This is a genomic window from Candidatus Sysuiplasma jiujiangense, from assembly GCA_019721075.1.
GTDB lineage: Archaea > Thermoplasmatota > Thermoplasmata > Sysuiplasmatales > Sysuiplasmataceae > Sysuiplasma > Sysuiplasma jiujiangense.
Genome location: JAHEAD010000006.1, coordinates 1 through 17,268 on the forward strand (window position 1 = coordinate 1; position 17,268 = coordinate 17,268).

A 17,268-nucleotide genomic window follows, 5' to 3' on the forward strand; every position below is an offset into this window, starting at 1 on the left:
TATACTACTAACTATTTAGACTCTTCGGTCCGAGCACACTGGCAATTCAAAAATCGAATCAAAAACGCTTATTTTCCTAACCCTTTATGGCCGCCATAGAAGCGCCCGATAACTTTATAGGTATCGATAATATCCGATACATTATGGAATATCGGCATAAGAGGACATCTATATCCCTTCTCAATCTCCATTTTGTATGATGCCCGAAGTACAGGAGGCATCTGCTCACGGGCAAAATCAGGGAACGCCTTGAGAAAGTTATTAAAGACGTCGCCGCCTGGCATGCATGGGAAATCATCGCGATGGAAATCATGCCGGACCACGTCCATCTCTTTGTTTCCGTGGACCCGCTGATATCACCGCACCGCGCGGTGAAGGCGTTCAAGGGACGCAGTTCAAGGGTGCTGCGCACGGAATTCCCGGAATTGCGCAGGATGAACACATTATGGACACGCTCTTATTTTGTGGCTTCGGCAGGAAACGCATTGTCCGAAACGATACAGAAATACATAGAACAGCAGTGGGAACATGGAACTCCGAAAAACGATTAAGCTCACGCCCAATGGACTGACAAAGACCAAAGAAGCCATGCTCGGGCAGGAATACGATGCATGGCTCGCATGCCTGCGTTATGGGGACAGCGCCGATGTGCCACTCTATTCGGCGACGAAACAGCAGGCGACGATACTCCGGCACAGACTGAAGAAGCGGTTCAGCATGACCAGGAACTATCCGATGGTCCTCAGGAACGATGTCATAAAGCTGGAGAAGGCGAGGAACGCGGAATGGAGCAGGTGGTGGTTCAGAGTGCCCGTGAAGGCCATCAGGGGCGGACTGTGGTGTCCCGTGACGATGGCCCCGGCACATGAGGAACTGCTCGCCGATGCTTCAATCAAGATACGCGAGGCAAAGCTCATCAGAAAGAGGAATCACTGGTCCGTGCATGTCGTGCTGCAGAAGGATGTACAGGCACCGGACATTGACGCTTATCCCAACATACTTGCCATAGACATGGGTGAGATGAATCCGGCCACTGCCGTGCTGATGGCCCCGGGTTCATCGGTGAGGCCTGTATTTTATGGCAGGAAGGTGAGGGGGATAAGACGCCATCATGCATGGCTGCGGACAGCACTGCAGGAGAAACGTGCGTTCCGCACGGTGAAGAAGGTGAAAGACAGGGAAGCGCGCAGAGTCGCGGCACTGCTGCATAATGCGGCGAAGGATATCGTTGCGGTTGCGAAGGAGACGTCGGCAACAATCGTCATAGGCGATTTCACCGGCGGGCACCGTGATACTGGCAGGGGCAGGAGGTTCAACCGTATGGTCAACTCCATGCCCTTCCACAGCCTGATGTCCATGATAGAGTACAAGGCGATGTGGCAGGATGTGCCCGTTGTCTATGTGGGCGAGGCATACACCTCGCAGGAATGCCATGTCTGCCATGCCATGGGAAGGAGAAGGACACGGTCATCCTTCGAATGCTCTGCGTGCGGATGGCGCGGAAATGCCGATATGAACGGCGCTCTCAACATAGGGCAGCGTTGGGAGAGGTTACAGCGGCTGGTCGGCTGGAACGGGGCTGACTCGACACAGTCCATGAACCCGGCGGTGTGATATCCGTGGAGGATGGACTTAACGGGAACCCCACGAATTTATTCGTGGGAGGATGTCAGTAAGGCCAATCTGTATGCAGTTGAAGTGCATTCTTAACTGAAATATCTGTTTCATGTTTGAGGACTGATGGAATGATGTCATCGGGGAGGTTCCGCTGATTTGAAGATAGTGCAGGTGTCGCCATACTATTCCCCTCATCACGGTGGAGTGGAATCGTTTGTGAGGGACATATCTGAAGAGATGACAAAGCGGGGCAATGAGGTCACAGTTCTGACATCGCGGTTCGACAGGACGCTTCCTGCCGAAGAGAATTTTCGTAATATGCGGGTTGTGAGGGTGCCGCTCAGGGGGACATTCTTCAGAACACCGTTTCCGAGAAGGCTGGCCCGTTATCTTGAAGGTGATTTCGACATTATCCATTCCCATACCCCTCCTCCCAGCTTTGCCTACACGACCTCCTCGCGCAGGTACGACGGAAAAGGCGTCAGGGTCGTGACGTATCATTGCGATTCGGATATACCTTCGAGACTTCTGTCTCCCTTCATAAGGATGGTGGACAGGAGGATGAGCGGGAGGATAATAAGAAGCGCCGACTGCGTCATCGTCACAACCGAAACATATGCGTCAACTTCCCTGAACACATGGAACATCACGCCTGAAATTGTGCCTGTCAGCGCGAATACGAGGAGATTCTTTCCGGACCCGGAAGACAGGATAAGGACCAGGCGCAGACTCTCCATCGACAGATACAAAGTTGTCCTTTTTGTAGGAAGACTTGTAAGGCACAAGGGAGTTCAGTATCTGGCCGGCGCTATGAGATTTCTGCCTGAGGACTACAGGCTGCTGGTAGTGGGCGACGGTGAATATGCAGCCTCCATAAAGCGGTACATACGCATACATTCCCTTGATTCGAAGGTGAAGATGCTGGGCGACATCCCTGACTCTGTTCTTCCGTCTGTTTACAGGGCGTCCGATGTCCTCGTTGTCCCTTCCACCTCCAGGCTGGAGGCTTTCGGCATATCTGCCATTGAGGCAATGGCAAGCGGCACGCCTGTCGTTGTAAGCGACATACCCGGCGTCAGGGAAATCATCTCGGACGGGATCCAGGGCCTGCGCGCCGAACCGATGAATCCGAAGGACATCGCGCTGAAGATCAGGGAAATAACTTCCGACAGGGCAGGCAGGGATGAGATGGGTCGCCGGGGTATCGCCAGGTCGAGAGAATTTTCGAGCAGTTCCATCACTGACAGGCTTCTGGCCATATACCGCGGACTGCTGGCGTCAAACAACGGCCAGCTCGATCCTTGAACCGTCCTTGCCGAATGCCGCCCAGCTGTCTCTCTCGAACGGATAACCGACAATGATGTGTATCCTTCCGACTGAACTGAAAAGACGCAGGTCCGGTAGGCTCGGCATTATGTGACCCGAGGGATGCGAATGAACAGTCCCTACGGAGGAGAAACTGCCCAGTATCGAATGGTAATTGAAGGAGGCAGAGTGAAAATTGCTCTTTGTAGAAGGGATGAGTATGAGTTCGCTTATGATGTCCCCCCTGGCGGCAAGGCCTGCCGCAAATTCGTTGGGCAGGGAATGCCTGGACGCCTCCATGATGGATTCGAGGAGTTCGCCGTTTATGCTCTTCACCGTGGCGGACGCCCTGCGCGCAACACGTCTCCTGCTGAACACCGGCATCGCCTTTCAGCCCGTCAGCTTTGTGTGTATGCGGTGATAGAAATCGCGGTCAAAACTGACAAATTTCGCCTTTTTTTCCGATACAGAAAAATCAATCTTTTCCTCTCCCCTGAGAAAACGCCTCACATGCCCGTCTATGACAAGGACACAGCGCCTTCCGCCTTCGACGGAAAGGTGGATTGTGGATGTGTCGCCTGCTACAATCGGTCTTGATGATATGCCATATGGCGCGATGGGAGAAAGAACAAGGACCGATGCGGAAGGGTCAACAATCGGTCCGCCGGCAGCAAGGGAATAGGATGTCGAGCCGGTCGGAGTCGAGATGATGATGCCGTCCGATTTCACCAGGCCGACACTGCTTCCGTCTATCTTAAGATTGAAATGTCTCACATTGCCGGGATCGGCGCCTGTTACCACCGCCTCGTTGACCGCATCCTCCAATCTGGCACCGTCGACAATCGTTTTCAGCTTCAGTTTCTCCTCTATCCGGTACTTCCCCTTCATCAGCAGATTTACCGCTTTTTTCACTTCCCCCTTTCCCACTTCTGTAAGGAAACCGACGTCGCCGGCATTTATACCGAGCACGGGTCCATCATACCGCATGAGGGATTTCAGCATCGTCCCGTCGCCACCTACTACGATGAGTATCTCCGCCCTGATGTCCTCGAGTTTCCTGCCCTTCTTTCTAAACTGGCGGGCTGTTTCCGCTTCGAGCTCAACCTTTCCGTCAAGCAGCCTGTATATCTCCGCTGCGACAGCGCGTGCATCGGGAATGGAGGAATTGGCATACAGGGCGATGTTCAAAGGGCAAACCTCCGCAGTGATCTGTCACCCACTGCTATCAGGGACTTCCTGTCCGTTATGTCAAAGCGCATATCCAGTATGTTTCCCGTCAGGTCGTATACTTCCCCTCCTGCTTCCCTGAGTATGAGCGATGAGGCTGCTATGTCGACTATCCTGAGTGCATGATGGCTGTCAACAGCCCTCATATAGAAAACATCCGCCTTTCCAAACGCAACCAGGCACATTTCAAGGGATGCGGAGCCGAGAGATCTGACCATTCCGCTTTTTCTTGAAATATCATACGCGTTGCTTGACGCATTCGCTCCCATGTAGACGAAAAACATGGAGTCCTTTTCGTTGAACTTCCTCACGTGGATGAGTTCATCGTTCCTGAATGCGCCCTTCCCCTTCTCGGCATAGAAGGTGTCCCCCGTCACAAGATTCATTACCAGGCCGTACTTGACTGAGGAAAGCGAACCGGTGCCGACTGCAAGCGACACGGAATAGAATGGAACTCCATGAATCAGATTTAGGCTTCCGTCGATAGGATCGAGCACAAGCGTCTGCTCTGATTTCCTGTCAACGAAGGGCGATTCTTCGCTGAGTATGTTTATGTTCAGGCCCAGTCCCTCCGCCTTCCTGAAAGCTGCCGCCTCTGCCGCGACATCCGCCGCATAGCTCGGCTGGCCGTCGGCGCCCTTTCCTGCGACCTCTCCGGTTCCGTCCTTGTCCGCGATCGCCCTTACCGCATCTTTCACGCTTTCGGCGATTTCCCTGAGTTCATTTTTCACGCTCTCATATCCGCTTCACTGGTTAAATCCTTTGCACGGATATTTCTTCCGCCCATCCGCCTTCTTTGGAAGGCATCTTCATTAATGTGAAATGACAATCGACCAGAGGCATGCAGGCGAACGGCAGTATTGCAAGGATAGGCGGCAGGCTTTACACTAAGAACAGCAGGCCTGGCTGGTCGCTCGGCAGAGAACGGCTCGAGATGCTCGGTGGAAACGAGTACAGGGAGTGGGATCCTTACAGAAGCAAACTTTCGGCCTATCTCGAATGCGGCGGAAAGCACTTTCCGTTCGACGAGTTCAGCAGGACGCTCTATCTCGGTGCAGCGGCAGGCACGACTGCAAGCCATGTTGCCGACATATCGCCTTCTGGAAAAGTCTACTGCATCGAAAAGGCGTTCGGGCCGTATTCGAAGCTTGCAGGCGTGTGCTCTCTCCACGATAATATGGTGCCCGTGATGTGCGATGCAAACCGTCCGGAGAGTTATGAAATGCTTGTCGAAAATCCGCAGATACTCTACCAGGATATAGCGCAGAAGAACCTGATTGAAATATTTATCAGGAATGCACGCCATTTTCCGTCTCTCAGGCACTTCTTCGTTGTGGTAAAGAGCAGATCGGTAGACTCATCGGCGGACCCTGTCCTGATATTCAAATCATCGGCGGAACGGCTGACGGCGGAATTCGGCTGCAGGCCGGAGATCGTTGATATCTCTGCATTTGAAAAAGACCATGCGGTAATTGCATTCGGCAGGTAAGGGACAGCGGGATATGCGGAATAATATGATTCTGATCTTTTTATATGCATCTCCTATTATAATGGAACGGCATACATTGCCTGGGCGTGAAAATGTAAAATGTTCGGTTCGGATGCTGACAGGATAGAAAGGAAGATCAAGAGGCTTAATGCAATAAGGGCCGAATATGAAGCCGACCTTGCCGACCTGAAGAAGAGACTCAGGGACGACAAGATAAGCAGGGAGAAATATGAACACCTCCGCGGTCTTACCCAGATGAGGGTTGACAGGCTCGTATCCAGGATCAAGGAACTCAGGCAGAAGAAGGAAAGACTGAATTCATAACCTCCCGGATGCCTCGCGAAGCATCCATTCGAAGTCCGTCACCGTGGATTCTGTGAATTTAACGCCCCTTCTGCCCAGTTCCTTCGATGTTTCCTCACCTATGGATATGACGGTACATCCCTCCAGTCCGGACCTGAACCGATCTTCCACTCCAACGGAAGCGGCAGCGTAAAATACGCTCCTGACAACCATGCTGCTCGTGAACGGCACTACAAACTTTTCGCCGGCCACAATCGCCCTGATTGCACACTCCAGTGCCGGGCTCCTGCGGACAGGCACTATTCTGTAGAGGGGTATCTCGTGCACCGCAATCCCCTCCTCCCCCAGCCTTTTGCGCAGCAGGCCGTTTCCCGACGAACTCCTGAACACCGTGACTGCTCTGCATTCCCTGTGGACTGAAAGAATGTGGGACGCAACCCCCTCGGAGGAATGCCTTGCAGGCACCTCAGGTTCAACGCTCATCCTGCGGAGTTCGGCGGCTGTCGTATCGCCGACGGCAATCACGGGCATATGTGCCAGACGCCCGCTGAATGAGCATAGCTCGCGGAGCAGGAGGACCGAACGCCTGCTCATGAACACCGTGGCGCACGAATCCTCCACAGCTGCCCTTATTGCCGTAACATCTGCTTCGAGGCGAATGATGGAAATTGCGGGCGCAGTCACCGGCTCAAAACCGAGTCTCAGCGCTATTTCGGCGGATGCCGCGGTCTCCTCCTCCGGTCTCAGGATTAATACACGCATGTACAGTCAACCCAGTTCCCTGACATATTTTACCGACTCCCCGACAACAATCAGCCCCGGCGAATCCGATTCCCCAGGCGAGAAGGAAGAGGGAAGCCCTTCCAGGTCGGTGACGACCACATGCTGCGATTTGAGCGAGGCGTTGAAAATGACCGCAACCGGCGTGCGTCCCGGAAAACCGTGTTCCCTGAGTTTTTCCGCTATGTACCCGGCTCCGGACAGCCCCATCATGAATACTGTTGTCTGACCTGCGACGTTTATGCAGTCCCAGTTGATATCCCCTCCTCCGGGCCCCCTGGCCGAAAGGATAAGGACGCGATCGGAGACACCCCTCAGGGTAAGCGGCAGGTTCGAAAGACATGGGCCGGCAAGCGCGGAACTCAGACCAGGCACGACCTCGAAATCTATTCCATGTGATTTAAGAAAAAGTGCTTCTTCCGCTCCGCGTCCGAAGATGAACGGGTCCCCTCCCTTCAGTCTCACAACCTCCTTTCCCGATGCCGCGAGCTCTGCCAGAAGATTGTTTATTTCATCCTGCTCCATCCTGTGCTTTCCCCTTCTCTTTCCGGCATTGATCAGTTTCGCATCCACCCGTGCGAAAGACAGTGTCTCTTCTCCGACCAGTGCATCATGGACAATATATGATGCCCCCTCAATGAGTCTCTTCGCCCTCACTGTCAGCAGCTCGGGATCTCCCGGCCCTGCGCCGACAATGTAGACCTTCCCCTTCCCTTCCCGTTCAGACATGAAACAGATCCCCCAGCTTCTCCCTTGCAATCGGCCTGAAATCGGAAAGGATCGAGCCCGTGCCGTCACCCGTTCTCACAGTTCTTGTGAGCCTTGCTTCGGAGGAGCCGTCCGGGGACAGCATCTGGATCCTTACCGTGTATCCGCGTCCGAAGGAGACTGCACTTATGCCCAGCGGCGAGTTGCAGCCGGCGCTCAGCGCGCGGAGAAGCGCACGCTCTATCTCAATCTCGCCGATGCACTGCCTGTCCGTTGCCCTCTCCCTTACACTCCTTTCCAGATAGCCTCTTCTGCAGACAACCGCAATCGCCCCCTGTCCTGCGGCGGGGACGAAGTAATCCAGGGAAAGCGGATACATGCGTATGCCGTCCGGCGGAACAAACTTCAGCCTTTCCAGTCCTGCCATAGCGAGCAGCGCTGCGTCTACCCTTCCTTGGACCACCGCATCTGTCCTTGTGCCTACGTTGCCCCTCAGCGGCCGGATCATGATATCGCGCCTTAACCTGAGTGCCTGTGCCGCACGCCTCTGACTCGATGTCCCTATCCTTGAACCTGTGGGGAGCCTGAAGAACGGGCCCGGGCCGAGCAGGCAGTCGAGCCTGCTGCCCCTCCTGGGGACAACAGCTATCTCGAGCTCCTGCGAAATGTCGGCAGGTAAATCCTTGAGGCTGTGAACACCGATATCTATTTCGCCATTAATTATCATGCTGTTTATCCTGTCGGCAAAGGACCCTTCAGCCGGGTTGAAACGTTTCTTCTTCTCGTCCCCGCTTGTTCTTACGGCATTCAGCTGAAACTTTTCGTCAATGCCTGCTGATGCGAGGCATTCGAGCGCGATCCTGGTCTGGGTCATCGCCAGTTCGCTTCCCCTGGCACCGACTCTGATGATTCAGATCACACCCTCTTTCTGCCAGTGCGCGTACTCCACGGCATGGTATGTTACCACAAGGTCGGCGCCTGCCCGGAAAATTGCGGTGAGCAGCTCATGCACCGCTCCCCTGTAATTCATCCAGCCGTTACCGGCACACGCGCTGATCATGGCGTACTCGCCGCTTACGTTGTATGCCGCAATCGGGACACTGAACTTATCCCTTGCCCTGGCTATGATGTCGAGACCGGTGAGCGCCGGCTTCACCATCACGATATCAGCTCCCTCCTCAATGTCCGTCTCCATCTCCCTTATGTGTTCGGTCCTGCTCGCAAAGTTGAGCTGATATTCCCTCCTGTCTCCGAATGAAGGGGTGCTTTCCGCCGCAACCCTGAAAGGATCATAGAACGAGGATGCAGCCTTTGAGGAATAAGCCATTATGGCTGTTTCTCCAAAGCCTTTGCTGTCAAGCTCTTTTCTTATGACGCGGACCTGTCCGTCCATCATTCCGCTCGGAGCTATCATGTCAGCACCGGCGTATGCCTGCGATGCTGCAATTCTGGCATATACCTTCAGTGTTTCGTCATTCAGGACCTTTCCGTTTCTGACAATACCGCAGTGGCCATGATCAGTGTATTCGCACAGGCAGAGATCGGCAACAACGACAAGACTGCTGTTCTCCTTCACCTTCCTTATTGCTTTCTGTATGATGCCGTTTCTGTCGAAAGCGCCGCTTCCGTTCCCGTCTTTTCCTGAAGGGATGCCGAACAGCATCACTGCCATGACACCAGAGTCTTCCATCTCTGAACATAGATCTGGCAGGCCACTCAGCGGATGCCTGAACTGACCCGGCATTGATGGAACGGGCTCTTTCTTCTTCAGATTTGCATCGACAAAAAGGGGATAGATGAGCGATGCTGGAAGCACATGCACCGTGGACAGCATCTGTCTTATGCCTGCCCTGCGCAGCCTTCTCATTCTCACTTCAGGGAAAGTTGCCATCTTATCGTTAACGGCTAAGCCTCAATGCCGATATATAGATGCTTCAATTTCGCAATAGCCGCCAGGCAGGCCTTCTCAATTGTTTAATATGAAGGAGGCATTGGCAGGATCGTGGCAGCATTGGATACAGGGACTGAAAACAGGCTGGAGAACGCGATTGCGCGCCTGCGCAGTACTGTCCTTTCGCTTGAATCCGCGGTAATCGGCCTTTCCGGCGGCGTGGATAGTGCACTTGTCGCATTCATAGCAAGGGAACAGCTCGGCGACAGGGCAGTTGCTGTTACGGCCATATCGCCCTCGCTTTCATCCGAAGAGCTGGAGTCGGCTGTGAATGTTGCGTCCGAAATAGGCATAAGGCACCTGACAGTGGCCACCGGGGAGACGGAAATGGAAGCATACCTCCGCAACGATTCAATGCGCTGCTTCCACTGCAAGAAGGAACTTGCATCCGTCCTGAAGAAGGTGGCGGAGAGAGAAGGGGCCCGTAGCGTCCTGCTCGGCGTCAATAAATCCGACTTCGGTGATTTCAGGCCGGGCATCAGGGCCGCGGAAGAGGAGGGTCTGCTGTTTCCGCTGGCAATGTGCGGCATCGAAAAGGATGATGTCAGGAGGATTGCCGGGTTGCTCGGGCTTAGCGTGCATTCGCGTCCGTCCAACGCATGCCTTTCTTCTCGTATACAGTACGGCCAGCGGCTCGACATGTCAGTCCTCAGGTCGGTGGAGGAGGCGGAGCGGTACATACGGGGCCTGGGTTTCAGAAATGTCAGGGTCAGGGTGCATGACAGAATAGCAAGGGTCGAGATCGATGCCGGCGACATGGAACGCGCTGCTTCTCCGGCAATCAGGGAAGGCATTGTCTCCAGGCTTAAGGCGCTGGGTTTCGGCTACGTGGTTCTTGACCTTGAGGGCTTCAGGAGCGGCAGCATGAATCTGCCGCTCAGGAACAGCCGGTAGTGCTGCCGCAGTTGAGGCATTTATAGCAGCTGCCGTTCCTTACCGTCACATGGCCGCAGACGGAGCACAGCGGGGCGTCGGAATCGAACAAAAGGCTCCTGTCCATCATGTCGGCCCGTTTTTCCTCTTCTGTGAATTCGTCAAGCGACTTGGTTGCCGGATGCACGAATGAAGGCTTAGGCACTTCATGGTTATTGCCCCTGTCGTCCACTGCCGGTTTGATCTGCACAAAGTCTGTTCTGCCGAGATATTCCATTCCAAGGATCCTGAATATAAAGTCGAGGGGGGATGTGCATGTCCTTACGTTCGGATGGTCTGTGAATCCCTGCGGCTCAAACCTGGTGAATGTGAATGCATTGACGTATTTCTCCAGCGGAACGCCGTACTGCAGCCCTATGGAAACAGCAATTGCAAAGCCGTTGAGTATGCTCCTGTAGGATGACCCTTCCTTGTACATGTCTATGAATATCTCGCCCGGCGTCCCGTCCTCATATTCCCCTGTGCGGAGGAAGAGTTTGTGGCCCCCGATTGTGGCTTCAAGTGTGAAGCCGCCACGTTTCTTCGGCAGTTCCTTCTTCACACCACGACCGATAGTTTCCTGCCGGCTCCTGATTTCCTTTGCGGAGCTTAGAGGCTGTGAGGCTTTTGAACCGTCCCGGTAGACTGCAATGGCCTTCAGTCCCATCCTCCACGAATCGAGATATATCTGCTGTATGTCCTGCCAGGTCGTTTCCGCGGGCATATTTACCGTCTTCGATATTGCCCCGGAAATGAACGGCTGGACGGCCGCCATCATCTTGACATGCCCCATCGGCGCAATGAACCTCCTTCCCCTGCCGCTGTTGTTTGCGCAGTCGAAAATAGGTACATGCTCCCGCTTCAGCTCTGGCACAAGTTCCATGGCCTGGACGCCGTTGACATAGTCCCTTGCAGCCTGTATCTGCTCCTCGTCAAAACCAAGCGCGCGCAGCTCTTTTTCGGAAAGATGCGGCGTAAAGTCATCAAGAGATTTGGTACGATCGACATAATCCGTTGCCCCGGCGATTTCTGCGGGTGTCAGCCCCCTCGATGAGAGACTCTCCGCGTTTATGAACGGCGCGCCATTCAGCGTTCCCCTGCCTGTAAGCTCGGTTATTATCCTGCTGACCTTATCGCTGCTGTAGCCCAGTCTGCCGAGCGCGATCTCGACGGATCTGTTAACAATTTTGAAATAACCGCCGCCGGCGAGCTTTTTCCACTTGACGATGGCAAAATCCGGCTCGATCCCGGTGGTGTCGCAGTCCATCAGGAGACCTATTGTGCCGGTTGGTGCTATGTTTGAAGCCTGTGCATTTCTGAATCCGTATTTCTCGCCGAGTTTGATGCACTCGTTCCAGTCGTCGAATGCCGCCCTGAGCAGCGGTGCGCTGACGTCAGACTGCTCAATCCTGTAGAGAGCGTCGCGGTGCATTGCCATCACGCTAAGCATCTCCTTCCTGTTTTCAGGGAAGGCCGCAAACGGTCCTTTCACTGAAGCAATTTCGGCGGAGGTGCGGTAGCAGTGCCCGGTCACGACAGCGGCTATCGTGGCGGCGAATGCACGTCCCTCGCCGCTGTCGTACGGATAACCCATCAGCATAATGGCCGTTCCGATGTTTGCGAATCCAAGTCCGAGCGTTCTGTAAATGTGACTGTTTTTCGCTATAAGCTCCGTGGGATAAGACGCAAAATCGACTATTATCTCCATCGCTGTGGTAAAGATGCGTATGACATGCCTGAATGAATCGATGTCGAAATTGCCCTTTTCGTCGATAAACTTCGCTATATTTATTGAAGCAAGATTGCACGCCGTGTTGTCCAGGAACATGTATTCAGAACACGGGTTGGACGCGTTTATTCTGCCGGAATTGGGACATGTGTGCCACCTGTTTATTGTCGTGTCAAACTGCAGTCCCGGATCTGCGGATGCCCACGCCGCCCTGGATATTGCCTCCATCAGTTCGGCTGCCCTGTATGTCCGGGCGACTTCGCCTGTCGTCCGGTAGGTGGTTTTCCACTCGCCGCCGCTCAGGAACGCGTTCATGAATTCATCCGTAACCCGAACGGAGTTGTTGGAATTCTGCCCGGAGACGGTCTGGTATGCCTCGCCGTTGAAATCCGAAGGGTATCCCTCCCTTATTAGTGCCCTGACCTTTTCCTCTTCCTTTGCCTTCCAATTTATGAAAGACATTATTTCGGGGTGATCTATGTTCAGAATAACCATCTTGGCGGCACGCCTCGTTGTCCCTCCCGACTTCGTAGCACCTGCCCCGGCATCTAAAACCTTGAGAAACGACATGAGGCCCGATGAGGTGCCTCCACCTGAAAGTTTCTCATCCCCGGCTCTTATTTTGGAAAAGTTTGTCCCTGTGCCTGAACCGTATTTGAAGAGCCTCGCTTCATTCCTGACAAGCTCGAATATGGACATCAGATCGTCATCTACCGACTGTATGAAACAGGCGGAACACTGCGGCCGGGAATAAGCATCCTTTGTCATGACGGCATCTTTCTTATCAAAGTCCCACGCCCAGCTGCCGCCGCTTCCGGTGATCCCGTATTCGTGGAAGAGGCCGACATTGAACCAGACAGGCGAGTTGAATGCTGCCATCTGGTGCAGGAGTATGTAGGAGAGTTCCGCCTCAAAATTATCCGCATCCGTCCCCTGAATATAGCCGTACTGCTCACCAGCCATCCTCAGCGTGTGGGACACCCTGTGCACGAGCTGCCTGACACTCTTTTCGCTGCCTCCGGGCGCGCCGGCCTTTCTGAAATACTTCGAGGCGGCGATGTCCACCGCAAGCTGGCTCCAGTCTTCCGGAGCCTCTACGTCATCCATCTGAAAGATAACACTCCCGTCAGGTTCAGTTATCTTCGATGTCCTGACTGTCCACTTCACTGTAGAATACGGATCTTCACCTGGTGCCGTCAGTCTGCGATCGAATCGCATGCAGCCCGGAAGTTTTTCATCCGTCCCGGCATCTTTCCCAATCTCTATCATTCCTTCATCACCATTCTTCTGAGCCGTCTTTGCTGCTCTGCCCGCGGGAACACGTTCCCGGTCGCCCGATCTGGCCTGTTTAACGGCGCTCCTTGTATTCATTATTACACATCCTGGTGTCTTTAACTTTGCCACCGCCATGTCGAAAGTTGTTTCTCGTGGAGCGTAAACGCTCACGAGTTATTTCCGATACCACGACAAACCAAAGCACGCCCCCATAGCTTACTTAAGTTGCGGGGTAACTGTGCATCCCTTTTTTTATGGGTGAGGTTGCCCTGAGTCTCGCTGGAATATAATATGTTTTTTGAACTCAATGTGGATTCGGTTGCCAGAGTGATGATTATCAACATCGAATATATATTGATATTCAGTTCTGTATACAGAAGTGATATCATATTGATAATCATTATGATATCCGATCCTTATCATGCCTCAGAACCGGAGTTTCCTGATAGAAATCTCGCTGAATTGTCTGGAATTCAGAAAAGCAGCAGCATTGCCTCCTGGAATCGCAATTTCGATATTCCCATGTGAACCTGCCAGGACGATGATCTTTTCAGCGATCATGCCCGAATAGGTCGTGCAGTATTCAGCAACGTGCTGCGAATCCCTGCAGGTGACAGCCAGCTTGTCCCCTATCCTGAATATTTTCGAAAATACGTTGCTGGATATGTTGGTGATCACATTGCCGAACGTGTCTGAATAGAGGCATATGCCTTCAATGCCGCCGGGAATATTTCTGATTGGGCCGAAGTCAAGTTCGCTGCAGTTTTTGCGCAATCTGCCGATCCTGCTGAAATCGTGCCCCTGCGCTAAGAATGCAGCAGCCGGGGCAAAGATATCCCTCCCGTGAAAAGTGTACGAGACTGAATCGACGTTCAGCTTTTCAGTGCTGATTTCCCTTATCTCCATCCTTCCCGAACTTTTTGCTGCTGGAATGAGAATTCCGTTGTCGGGTCCCACGAAATAATAATTGCCGGACTTTATGGCGAGCGCACGCCTTTGTCCGCCCACACCCGGATCCACTACAACCAGGTGGATCGTGCCTGGCGGAAAGTAGCGGAAAACACTTCTGAGTACAAAGGCTCCCTCCAGCACGGACTGGGGGGAAACATCGTTTGATATGTCAACCAGGTCCGCAGAAACCCTGGACAGTATGACCGCCTTGACGGATCCTGTATATCCTCCCTTTGATCCGAAGTCGGTGAGAATTGAAATCACAGGTCTTGCGTCTACCTGTCCGCTGTCCTGCCTGTTCTCCCTCCGCAAAGTCATTGACACTGCATCGGGTTACATAAATAAAATAACACCGATTGATTTGCACCCGCATTCTCTCTGCAGCTTCCGGGGAGCTCATTCTTTGGAGGCTATCGCCTCGATTTCGACCAGCGCTCCACGTGGCAGTGCTTTCACTGCTACGGTGGATCTTGCAGGTCTGTGCGATGCAAAATGGGCGGAGTATGCTCTGTTCACAGCTTCGAAGTTGCCAATCTCCGTAAGAAATACAGTCGTCTTGACCACATCCGTCATGGCGAAACCCGCAGACGCCAGAACTGCAGAAAGGTTCCTGAGGCATCTGTCAGCCTGTTTTCCCACATCATCAGAAACAAGGGTCGCGTTTGCCGGGTCAAGCCCGAGCTGACCGGAGCAGAATAGCATTCTGCCAATCTGGACACCCTGGGAATATGGCCCTATTGCCGCTGGCGCTCCGCTAGTTGAAACTTCCTTTGCCGACATTTTTCCTCGGTAGTACGTATTGTGTCTGCAGATAAAAGAATTGCACCGGGTTAAAACAGAGGCAGACGCCACAGCGCAAAAAACGGGTTAAAATGTTTGAGGCACAGTCGGGACCATACAGGCCTGGGCCGGCTTACACCTAGAAGTGCATCTTCCTCGAAATTCTACCGAGGATTCCCGCCGGCTTTCTGCCAATCCTTGCGGTTCTGCTCTCCTTACGTGTTTCCTCTATGGCAAGGAGATCCAGGTAGTTCCTTTCCTTCCTGCTGTTCTGAACATTCGAATTTAATATCAACATGTCCCACATTTCTAATCACTTCCTTTACTTTTGTCTGATTATTATGAAAATTATTTAGTATATAACAATATCTCCGAAAATTATTCATTTCGACCTTTGAACATCGAAATTAATACGAAGATAGAAAGCTTTAACCGAATAAAGTAAGTTACACATCAAACATGGATGAAAAAGACATCATGATTCTTGATATTCTACAGAAGGATTCAAGGACTCCGCTCAAGGAAATCGGCGAGCACGTCAGACTTGCAGCTCCCACTGTCCACGAACGGATACAGACAATGCTCCGGAACGGCGTCATCAGAGGATTCACAATGGTCGTGGATCCTAAAAAACTCGATCTGGACATCACGGCATTCATCATGCTATATTTCAAGACAGGCGGCTCGCTCGGAGACGAGAAGGTCGTGGAACTTATAAACAGCATATCGGACATCCAGGAGTGCTTCCATCTTGCAGGTGACGAGGATCTTATTGTAAAGGTCAAGACAAAGAATATGGTCACACTCGAAGAAATAATTTTCAGGCTATCGAAATCAGGACAGTTCAGCAGGACAAAGTCGATAATTGCCCTTTCGACGGTAAAGGAGAATGCCGGCGTGAACCTTTCGCATGTCATGGAAAGAATGGTCAGGCAGAGAGAAGAAAAGGAGAAAAGCTCCTGACGGCAGCGAACATGCGAACATGACACCTGACGGGGAGATCAGGCTTTTCAGTCCGGAATGCATATGCCGTCCCGCATGGAGCAGGAAGGCGCAGTGACTCCGTTACAGGACTCAAGGGCCGAGGGGAAGGAAAGTATAGTCTATCCCTATGAATTCGATTGCAGCATAAGGCGCAGAGCGAAAAGCTTCTCTTCAGCTTCATTCAGGCTCTCTGTTGCAGCATCTGCGCTTGAATTCCTGCTCCTTTCGGCGATCATATTCTCCGGCGGCGGGGAGGCACTTGCTCTGCGCTTAATGCATTATCCTTTTTATTTCGCGGCGCCGCTTTTCATTTCGATCATTTTCACCCTTATGTTTGCCGCGGGACTGCCCTTCGCATGGACGTCATTCAGGCAGAAACAGCGATTCGGAATTGCCGTTTTACCGCCGCTGAAATGGCTTAAGGACGAGATCAAATTCTACGTGCTTTCCCTGGTCATTGCCGCAGCAGCTTCGGTCCTCGTCCTGCTGCTCATCTCAATATCCGGTCTGTGGTGGATCTATGCGGCTGCAATATATGTCCTGTTCATCCTGCTCTATTCCCGTTTCTTCCCCCTGCTTGCGGCAAGGTTTTTCTACACATTCAGGGAGTTGCCAGAGGGACGGGCAAGGGACGGCGTCCTGGAACTGCTTAACGCGCTGGGGCTTCAGAACCTGAAGATTTCAATGCTGGATGAAAGCGCCAGATCGAGAAGCGCCAACGCATTCGTAACAGGGCTGGGAAGGGCAAAGAGGGTTGTGCTCTTTGACAACCTGGTCAACACATTCGATCCTGAGGAGGTAAAGTGCATAGCTGCACACGAACTAGGCCATTACCTCGCCGGAGACAGTTCTCGAAGCATGGCAATCCAGTCTGCAGCCGCGTTCCTGTATGCAGGTGTCATCTATCTGGTTTACAGCCTTTCCCTGACCTCCAGGCTCCTGTATTCCCGCACCGATCCGCTGTCTCTCCTCATCATGTCCCTGACCGCCGGCATGCTTTCCCTCCTCCTGTCACCGCTGGCCAACTATTATTCAAGACTCAGAGAGAAGAAGGCGGATGAATTCTCGCTGAGGGTATCGGGAAACCCGGAGGCATTCATATCCGGCGAAAAAAGACTGTGTGACATCAATCTCATGGATGAAGAACCGTCATACTTGAGGCGTATACTCTTTGCAACACACCCGTCCACGCTGGAGCGGATAGAAATGGGGAAGAGATGGACAGGAGGGAGGAATACCTCGGACCGTGACTGAAAT

At 53.0% G+C, this 17,268-nt stretch carries 18 protein-coding genes and 1 pseudogene; 8 read left to right on the forward strand and 11 right to left on the reverse strand.

Annotated features, from left to right (window positions below; all coding sequences use genetic code 11):
- Window positions 1-143 precede the first annotated feature (143 nt).
- From tnpA to KIS29_04740, 3 genes and pseudogenes are all read left to right on the forward strand, one after another.
- A pseudogene (gene tnpA, locus KIS29_04730) lies at window positions 144-551 on the forward strand (IS200/IS605 family transposase).
- Window positions 529-1,614 carry a transposase gene (locus KIS29_04735; GenBank protein MBX8639628.1) on the forward strand — a complete coding sequence of 362 codons (1,086 nt, stop codon included), beginning with the start codon at window positions 529-531 and terminating at the stop codon, window positions 1,612-1,614. Before tnpA ends, KIS29_04735 begins: the two are co-directional and overlap by 23 nt.
- 159 nt (window positions 1,615-1,773) lie before the next feature.
- The gene (locus tag KIS29_04740) at window positions 1,774-2,922 is read left to right on the forward strand and encodes a glycosyltransferase family 4 protein (protein ID MBX8639629.1); all 1,149 of its coding nucleotides are present in this window, start codon (window positions 1,774-1,776) and stop codon (window positions 2,920-2,922) included.
- On the opposite strand, the gene KIS29_04745 is transcribed toward KIS29_04740, so the two are convergent.
- Genes KIS29_04745 through KIS29_04755 form a run of 3 tightly spaced genes read right to left on the reverse strand, consistent with a single transcriptional unit; the run spans window position 2,896 to window position 4,880 of the window.
- On the reverse strand, window positions 2,896-3,306 hold the full coding sequence (locus tag KIS29_04745; GenBank protein MBX8639630.1) for a Mov34/MPN/PAD-1 family protein: 411 nt from the start codon (window positions 3,304-3,306) through the stop codon (window positions 2,896-2,898). The two genes, KIS29_04740 and KIS29_04745, sit on opposite strands and share 27 nt — an antisense overlap.
- Window positions 3,307-3,312: 6 nt before the next feature.
- Window positions 3,313-4,110: an NAD(+)/NADH kinase gene (locus KIS29_04750; protein ID MBX8639631.1), complete on the reverse strand. Its 798-nt coding sequence runs from the start codon at window positions 4,108-4,110 to the stop codon at window positions 3,313-3,315.
- Window positions 4,107-4,880: an inositol monophosphatase gene (locus KIS29_04755; GenBank protein MBX8639632.1), complete on the reverse strand. Its 774-nt coding sequence runs from the start codon at window positions 4,878-4,880 to the stop codon at window positions 4,107-4,109. Before KIS29_04755 ends, KIS29_04750 begins: the two co-directional genes overlap by 4 nt.
- A gap of 110 nt (window positions 4,881-4,990) precedes the next feature.
- Between KIS29_04755 and KIS29_04760 the strand changes: the two genes are divergently transcribed.
- Window positions 4,991-5,638 (forward strand): fibrillarin-like rRNA/tRNA 2'-O-methyltransferase, encoded by a 648-nt coding sequence (locus tag KIS29_04760; GenBank protein MBX8639633.1) that lies wholly within the window; start codon window positions 4,991-4,993, stop codon window positions 5,636-5,638.
- 99 nt (window positions 5,639-5,737) lie between these two features.
- The gene (locus tag KIS29_04765) at window positions 5,738-5,962 is read left to right on the forward strand and encodes a hypothetical protein (GenBank protein MBX8639634.1); all 225 of its coding nucleotides are present in this window, start codon (window positions 5,738-5,740) and stop codon (window positions 5,960-5,962) included.
- Here KIS29_04765 and KIS29_04770 read toward each other — a convergent pair.
- Genes KIS29_04770 through hemB form a run of 4 tightly spaced genes read right to left on the reverse strand, consistent with a single transcriptional unit; the run spans window position 5,957 to window position 9,320 of the window.
- Window positions 5,957-6,703: a uroporphyrinogen-III synthase gene (locus KIS29_04770; GenBank protein MBX8639635.1), complete on the reverse strand. Its 747-nt coding sequence runs from the start codon at window positions 6,701-6,703 to the stop codon at window positions 5,957-5,959. The two genes, KIS29_04765 and KIS29_04770, sit on opposite strands and share 6 nt — an antisense overlap.
- Before the next feature lie 6 nt (window positions 6,704-6,709).
- Window positions 6,710-7,450 (reverse strand): uroporphyrinogen-III C-methyltransferase, encoded by a 741-nt coding sequence (gene cobA, locus KIS29_04775; protein MBX8639636.1) that lies wholly within the window; start codon window positions 7,448-7,450, stop codon window positions 6,710-6,712.
- On the reverse strand, window positions 7,443-8,303 hold the full coding sequence (hemC, locus tag KIS29_04780) for a hydroxymethylbilane synthase (GenBank protein ID MBX8639637.1): 861 nt from the start codon (window positions 8,301-8,303) through the stop codon (window positions 7,443-7,445). The genes cobA and hemC overlap by 8 nt, the downstream gene beginning before the upstream one ends.
- A gap of 36 nt (window positions 8,304-8,339) precedes the next feature.
- Entirely contained in the window at window positions 8,340-9,320 is a 981-nt protein-coding gene (gene hemB / locus KIS29_04785; protein MBX8639638.1) for a porphobilinogen synthase, read from the reverse strand.
- 111 nt (window positions 9,321-9,431) lie between these two features.
- Between hemB and larE the strand changes: the two genes are divergently transcribed.
- Complete coding sequence (gene larE, locus KIS29_04790; protein ID MBX8639639.1) at window positions 9,432-10,274, forward strand: ATP-dependent sacrificial sulfur transferase LarE; 843 nt, start codon at window positions 9,432-9,434, stop codon at window positions 10,272-10,274.
- On the opposite strand, the gene KIS29_04795 is transcribed toward larE, so the two are convergent.
- The 4 genes from KIS29_04795 to KIS29_04810 all read right to left on the reverse strand — a co-directional run bounded on the left by KIS29_04795 (window position 10,258) and on the right by KIS29_04810 (window position 15,325).
- Window positions 10,258-13,392, reverse strand: coding sequence for a vitamin B12-dependent ribonucleotide reductase (locus KIS29_04795; protein ID MBX8639640.1), 3,135 nt, complete (start codon window positions 13,390-13,392; stop codon window positions 10,258-10,260). The two genes, larE and KIS29_04795, sit on opposite strands and share 17 nt — an antisense overlap.
- Window positions 13,393-13,722: 330 nt before the next feature.
- On the reverse strand, window positions 13,723-14,565 hold the full coding sequence (locus KIS29_04800) for an SAM-dependent chlorinase/fluorinase (protein MBX8639641.1): 843 nt from the start codon (window positions 14,563-14,565) through the stop codon (window positions 13,723-13,725).
- Between the two features lie 78 nt (window positions 14,566-14,643).
- Window positions 14,644-15,027, reverse strand: a complete 384-nt coding sequence (locus tag KIS29_04805; protein ID MBX8639642.1) for a RidA family protein — start codon at window positions 15,025-15,027, stop codon at window positions 14,644-14,646.
- A 139-nt stretch (window positions 15,028-15,166) separates the two neighbouring features.
- The gene (locus KIS29_04810) at window positions 15,167-15,325 is read right to left on the reverse strand and encodes a hypothetical protein (GenBank protein ID MBX8639643.1); all 159 of its coding nucleotides are present in this window, start codon (window positions 15,323-15,325) and stop codon (window positions 15,167-15,169) included.
- Window positions 15,326-15,486: 161 nt separating this feature from the next.
- Here KIS29_04810 and KIS29_04815 point away from each other — a divergent pair, with 161 nt between their 5' ends.
- Window positions 15,487-15,990, forward strand: a complete 504-nt coding sequence (locus KIS29_04815; protein ID MBX8639644.1) for an Lrp/AsnC family transcriptional regulator — start codon at window positions 15,487-15,489, stop codon at window positions 15,988-15,990.
- Between the two features lie 63 nt (window positions 15,991-16,053).
- Window positions 16,054-17,265, forward strand: a complete 1,212-nt coding sequence (locus KIS29_04820) for a M48 family metalloprotease (protein MBX8639645.1) — start codon at window positions 16,054-16,056, stop codon at window positions 17,263-17,265.
- Window positions 17,266-17,268 lie beyond the last annotated feature (3 nt).

Bases quoted from the DNA above. Each gene is read 5' to 3' on its own strand.
- KIS29_04735 (MBX8639628.1), top strand. From the start codon at position 529: ATGGAACTCCGAAAAACGATTAAGCTCACGCCCAATGGACTGACAAAG.
- KIS29_04745 (MBX8639630.1), bottom strand. From the start codon at position 3,306: ATGCCGGTGTTCAGCAGGAGACGTGTTGCGCGCAGGGCGTCCGCCACG.
- KIS29_04760 (MBX8639633.1), top strand. From the start codon at position 4,991: ATGCAGGCGAACGGCAGTATTGCAAGGATAGGCGGCAGGCTTTACACT.
- KIS29_04765 (MBX8639634.1), top strand. From the start codon at position 5,738: ATGTTCGGTTCGGATGCTGACAGGATAGAAAGGAAGATCAAGAGGCTT.
- KIS29_04770 (MBX8639635.1), bottom strand. From the start codon at position 6,703: ATGCGTGTATTAATCCTGAGACCGGAGGAGGAGACCGCGGCATCCGCC.
- cobA (MBX8639636.1), bottom strand. From the start codon at position 7,450: ATGTCTGAACGGGAAGGGAAGGGGAAGGTCTACATTGTCGGCGCAGGG.
- hemC (MBX8639637.1), bottom strand. From the start codon at position 8,303: ATGACCCAGACCAGGATCGCGCTCGAATGCCTCGCATCAGCAGGCATT.
- hemB (MBX8639638.1), bottom strand. From the start codon at position 9,320: ATGGCAACTTTCCCTGAAGTGAGAATGAGAAGGCTGCGCAGGGCAGGC.
- KIS29_04795 (MBX8639640.1), bottom strand. From the start codon at position 13,392: ATGAATACAAGGAGCGCCGTTAAACAGGCCAGATCGGGCGACCGGGAA.
- KIS29_04800 (MBX8639641.1), bottom strand. From the start codon at position 14,565: ATGACTTTGCGGAGGGAGAACAGGCAGGACAGCGGACAGGTAGACGCA.
- KIS29_04805 (MBX8639642.1), bottom strand. From the start codon at position 15,027: ATGTCGGCAAAGGAAGTTTCAACTAGCGGAGCGCCAGCGGCAATAGGG.
- KIS29_04810 (MBX8639643.1), bottom strand. From the start codon at position 15,325: ATGTTGATATTAAATTCGAATGTTCAGAACAGCAGGAAGGAAAGGAAC.
- KIS29_04815 (MBX8639644.1), top strand. From the start codon at position 15,487: ATGGATGAAAAAGACATCATGATTCTTGATATTCTACAGAAGGATTCA.
- KIS29_04820 (MBX8639645.1), top strand. From the start codon at position 16,054: ATGCCGTCCCGCATGGAGCAGGAAGGCGCAGTGACTCCGTTACAGGAC.